The 5,363-nt window shown below is 52.5% G+C and carries 2 tRNA genes and 3 rRNA genes; all 5 read left to right on the forward strand.

What is annotated here, in order from left to right:
- Window positions 1-208: 208 nt before the first annotated feature.
- The 5 genes from JYJ39_RS13670 (at window position 209) to rrf (ending at window position 5,357) form a co-directional block, all read left to right on the forward strand.
- Window positions 209-1,744, forward strand: a 16S ribosomal RNA gene (locus tag JYJ39_RS13670).
- 62 nt (window positions 1,745-1,806) lie between these two features.
- Window positions 1,807-1,883 (forward strand) — tRNA-Ile (locus JYJ39_RS13675).
- Between the two features lie 92 nt (window positions 1,884-1,975).
- A tRNA-Ala gene (locus tag JYJ39_RS13680) sits at window positions 1,976-2,051 on the forward strand.
- Window positions 2,052-2,251: 200 nt separating this feature from the next.
- Window positions 2,252-5,134, forward strand: a 23S ribosomal RNA gene (locus JYJ39_RS13685).
- Between the two features lie 109 nt (window positions 5,135-5,243).
- A 5S ribosomal RNA gene (gene rrf, locus JYJ39_RS13690) occupies window positions 5,244-5,357 on the forward strand.
- The 16S, 23S and 5S rRNA genes sit together here with 2 tRNA genes alongside, the layout of an rRNA operon.
- Window positions 5,358-5,363: the final 6 nt, after the last annotated feature.

The following is a 5,363-nucleotide window of genomic DNA, read 5'->3' on the forward strand; positions in this document are numbered from 1 at the left end:
TTGACAGAAGCTAGTTAGTGTTTCATAATCTCGCTTCTTTGCTTCGTTGGAAGCCGCTCTGCGAAGGGTGATGTTCTTTAACAGTTTGGACAACCGATAGGTGTGGGTGTCTTGGTGCAGTAGCTTCGGCTACACAATGTATTAAGGCATTTACACTGGTAATAGGTAGAGAAATCTACCGTCAGTGAATTTGCGAGTTTGTTGGATTGAACTGAAGAGTTTGATCCTGGCTCAGATTGAACGCTGGCGGCATGCCTTACACATGCAAGTCGAACGGCAGCACGGACTTCGGTCTGGTGGCGAGTGGCGAACGGGTGAGTAATGCATCGGAACGTACCCGGTAGTGGGGGATAACTACCCGAAAGGGTGGCTAATACCGCATATACTGTGCGCAGGAAAGCAGGGGACCTTCGGGCCTTGTGCTACCGGAGCGGCCGATGTCAGATTAGGTAGTTGGTGGGGTAACGGCCTACCAAGCCTGCGATCTGTAGCGGGTCTGAGAGGATGATCCGCCACACTGGGACTGAGACACGGCCCAGACTCCTACGGGAGGCAGCAGTGGGGAATTTTGGACAATGGGCGCAAGCCTGATCCAGCCATGCCGCGTGAGTGAAGAAGGCCTTCGGGTTGTAAAGCTCTTTCGGACGGAAAGAAATCGCGCAGGCTAATACCCTGTGCGGATGACGGTACCGTCATAAGAAGCACCGGCTAACTACGTGCCAGCAGCCGCGGTAATACGTAGGGTGCGAGCGTTAATCGGAATTACTGGGCGTAAAGCGTGCGCAGGCGGTTGATTAAGACAGGCGTGAAATCCCCGGGCTTAACCTGGGAACTGCGCTTGTGACTGGTCAGCTAGAGTACGGCAGAGGGGGGTGGAATTCCACGTGTAGCAGTGAAATGCGTAGAGATGTGGAGGAACACCGATGGCGAAGGCAGCCCCCTGGGCCGATACTGACGCTCATGCACGAAAGCGTGGGTAGCAAACAGGATTAGATACCCTGGTAGTCCACGCCCTAAACGATGTCAACTAGTTGTTGGGAGGGTAAAACCTTTTAGTAACGTAGCTAACGCGTGAAGTTGACCGCCTGGGGAGTACGGCCGCAAGGCTAAAACTCAAAGGAATTGACGGGGACCCGCACAAGCGGTGGATGATGTGGATTAATTCGATGCAACGCGAAAAACCTTACCTACCCTTGACATGTCAGAAATCCCTGAGAGATTAGGGAGTGCCGCAAGGAATCTGAACACAGGTGCTGCATGGCTGTCGTCAGCTCGTGTCGTGAGATGTTGGGTTAAGTCCCGCAACGAGCGCAACCCTTGTCGTTAATTGCCATCATTTAGTTGGGCACTTTAACGAGACTGCCGGTGACAAACCGGAGGAAGGTGGGGATGACGTCAAGTCCTCATGGCCCTTATGGGTAGGGCTTCACACGTCATACAATGGTCGGTACAGAGGGTTGCCAAGCCGCGAGGTGGAGCCAATCCCAGAAAGCCGATCGTAGTCCGGATCGTAGGCTGCAACTCGCCTGCGTGAAGTCGGAATCGCTAGTAATCGCAGATCAGCATGCTGCGGTGAATACGTTCCCGGGTCTTGTACACACCGCCCGTCACACCATGGGAGTGGGTTCTGCCAGAAGTAGGTAGCTTAACCGCAAGGAGGGCGCTTACCACGGCAGGGTTCATGACTGGGGTGAAGTCGTAACAAGGTAGCCGTAGGGGAACCTGCGGCTGGATCACCTCCTTTCTAGAGAAAGCATCCTGGCACCCACAACCTATCGGTTGTTCATAGAAGTAGCCCACAGACGAGGGTCTGTAGCTCAGTCGGTTAGAGCACCGTCTTGATAAGGCGGGGGTCGTTGGTTCGATTCCAACCAGACCCACCAACGTCATCAAGAAAGCATGCAGTACGCGGCGCAAAAAAGTTGTATAGCGGTGCTATGCCACTGATTGAGCAACGCGGTAATGGGTGCTTTACGGGGGATTAGCTCAGCTGGGAGAGCACCTGCTTTGCAAGCAGGGGGTCGTCGGTTCGATCCCGTCATCCTCCACCACAGAACCCAGTACTAAGCAGTGTTTAGTACTGGCTTTTGTAAAAAAGCTACTGTTCTTTAAAAAATTGGAAGAAGGTTGTGTTGTTTCCTTTTGGAAGCAACACATTGTGATTGCATCTGTTCTTTGCATGCTATGCAAAGACAGCACAAAGTTATTGAGTTTCCTGTGACTGCTCTAGCAATAGAGCACAAGGTTATAGGATCAAGCGACTAAGTGCATATGGTGGATGCCTTGGCGATCACAGGCGATGAAGGACGTGTAAGCCTGCGAAAAGCTTCGGGGAGCTGGCAATAAAGCTTTGATCCGGAGATGTCCGAATGGGGAAACCCACCTCTTTGAGGTATCCGTATCTGAATACATAGGATACGGAGGCGAACCCGGCGAACTGAAACATCTAAGTAGCCGGAGGAAAAGAAATCAACCGAGATTCCCCTAGTAGTGGCGAGCGAATGGGGATGAGCCTGAAAGTGATAGCAGTCTGGTTAGCAGAACGGAATGGAAAGTCCGGCCATAGTGGGTGATAGCCCCGTACGCGAAAACCAATCTGTGGTACTAAGCTCGAGAAAAGTAGGGCGGGGCACGAGAAACCCTGTCTGAACATGGGGGGACCATCCTCCAAGGCTAAATACTCGTGATCGACCGATAGTGAACCAGTACCGTGAGGGAAAGGCGAAAAGAACCCCGGGAGGGGAGTGAAATAGAACCTGAAACCGTATGCATACAAACAGTGGGAGCCTCCTTGTGGGGTGACTGCGTACCTTTTGTATAATGGGTCAGCGACTTACGTTATGTTGCGAGCTTAACCGAATAGGGGAGGCGCAGCGAAAGCGAGTCTGATAAGGGCGTTAAGTAGCATGGCGTAGACCCGAAACCGGATGATCTATCCATGGCCAGGATGAAGTTGCGGTAACACGCAATGGAGGTCCGAACCCACTGACGTTGAAAAGTCAGGGGATGAGCTGTGGATAGGGGTGAAAGGCTAAACAAATCCGGAAATAGCTGGTTCTCCCCGAAAACTATTTAGGTAGTGCGTCTTGTATCACTGACGGGGGTAAAGCACTGTTATGGCTAGGGGGTCATCGCGACTTACCAAACCATGGCAAACTCTGAATACCGTCAAGTGCGAGCAAGGCAGACAGACAGTGGGTGCTAACGTCCATTGTCAAGAGGGAAACAACCCAGACCGCCAGCTAAGGTCCCAAAGACATGGTTAAGTGGGAAACGAAGTGGGAAGGCATAGACAGCTAGGAGGTTGGCTTAGAAGCAGCCATCCTTTAAAGAAAGCGTAATAGCTCACTAGTCGAGTCGTCCTGCGCGGAAGATGTAACGGGGCTCAAACCATGCACCGAAGCTGCGGATATCCGTAAGGATATGGTAGGGGAGCGTTCTGTAGGTCTGTGAAGGTGTCTTGTAAAGGATGCTGGAGATATCAGAAGTGCGAATGCTGACATGAGTAGCGATAAAGGGAGTGAAAAGCTCCCTCGCCGAAAGCCCAAGGTTTCCTACGCAACGTTCATCGGCGTAGGGTGAGTCGGCCCCTAAGGCGAGGCAGAAATGCGTAGTCGATGGGAAACAGGTCAATATTCCTGTACCGATTCTAGATGCGATGTGGGGACGGAGAAGGTTAGGTCAGCCATCTGTTGGAATAGGTGGTTTAAGCGTGTAGGCGTGCCCCTTAGGCAAATCCGGGGGGCTTAGCTGAGGCGTGACGACGAGGCACTACGGTGCCGAAGTGATTGATACCCAGCTTCCAGGAAAAGCCACTAAGCTTCAGTCTAGATTCGACCGTACCGCAAACCGACACAGGTGGGCAGGATGAAAATTCTAAGGCGCTTGAGAGAACTCAGGAGAAGGAACTCGGCAAATTGACACCGTAACTTCGGGAGAAGGTGTGCCCCAATAATGTGAACGCCCTCGCGGCGGAAGCAGTAAGGGGTTGCAGTGAAATGGTGGCTGCGACTGTTTAATAAAAACACAGCACTCTGCAAACACGAAAGTGGACGTATAGGGTGTGACGCCTGCCCGGTGCTGGAAGATTAAATGATGGGGTGCAAGCCCTTGACTGAAGTCCCAGTAAACGGCGGCCGTAACTATAACGGTCCTAAGGTAGCGAAATTCCTTGTCGGGTAAGTTCCGACCTGCACGAATGGCGTAACGATGGCCACACTGTCTCCTCCTGAGACTCAGCGAAGTTGAAATGGTTGTGAAGATGCAATCTCCCCGCGGCAAGACGGAAAGACCCCATGAACCTTTACTGTAGCTTTGCATTGGACTTTGAACCGGTCTGTGTAGGATAGGTGGGAGGCTATGAAACCGGAACGCTAGTTTCGGCGGAGCCAACCTTGAAATACCACCCTGATTTGTTTGAGGTTCTAACCTCGACCAGTGAATCCTGGTCAGGGACCGTGCATGGTAGGCAGTTTGACTGGGGCGGTCTCCTCCCAAAAGGTAACGGAGGAGTACGAAGGTACGCTTAGGGCGGTCGGACATCGCCCATAAAGTGCAATGGCAAAAGCGTGCTTGACTGCGAGACCCACAAGTCGAGCAGGTGCGAAAGCAGGTCATAGTGATCCGGTGGTTCTGTATGGAAGGGCCATCGCTCAACGGATAAAAGGTACTCTGGGGATAACAGGCTGATACCGCCCAAGAGTTCATATCGACGGCGGTGTTTGGCACCTCGATGTCGGCTCATCACATCCTGGGGCTGTAGCCGGTCCCAAGGGTATGGCTGTTCGCCATTTAAAGTGGTACGTGAGCTGGGTTTAAAACGTCGTGAGACAGTTTTGTCCCTATCTGCCGTGGGCGCTGGAAATTTGAGAGGACCTGCTCCTAGTACGAGAGGACCGGAGTGGACATTCCCCTGGTGTACCGGTTATGACGCCAGTCGTATCGCCGGGTAGCTAAGAATGGACAAGATAACCGCTGAAAGCATCTAAGCGGGAAACTTACCTCAAGATTAGATTTCCCCGGGGCTCCAAGCCCCCTTAAGGGTCGTCGAAGACCACGACGTTGATAGGCAGGGTGTGGAAACGCAGCAATGCGCTAAGCTAACCTGTACTAATTGCCCGTGCGGCTTGATCCTATAACCTTGGATCACACAAAACCAATAACCAATCACAAAACAACCTTCTACCAATTCAACGCTAGCGCAATTCGCCTCAAAACGAAAACCGCGCAAGCTCCAAGCTTCGCTTGGCGGCAATAGCCTGCTGGACCCACCCCTTCCCTTCCCGAACAGGACCGTGAAACAGCAACGCGCCAATGATAGTGAGCATCTCGCTCGCGAAAGTAGGTCACCGCCAGGCAACACA

Origin of the sequence: Azonexus hydrophilus (assembly GCF_905120355.1) — a bacterium.
Classification (GTDB): Bacteria; Pseudomonadota; Gammaproteobacteria; order Burkholderiales; family Rhodocyclaceae; genus Azonexus.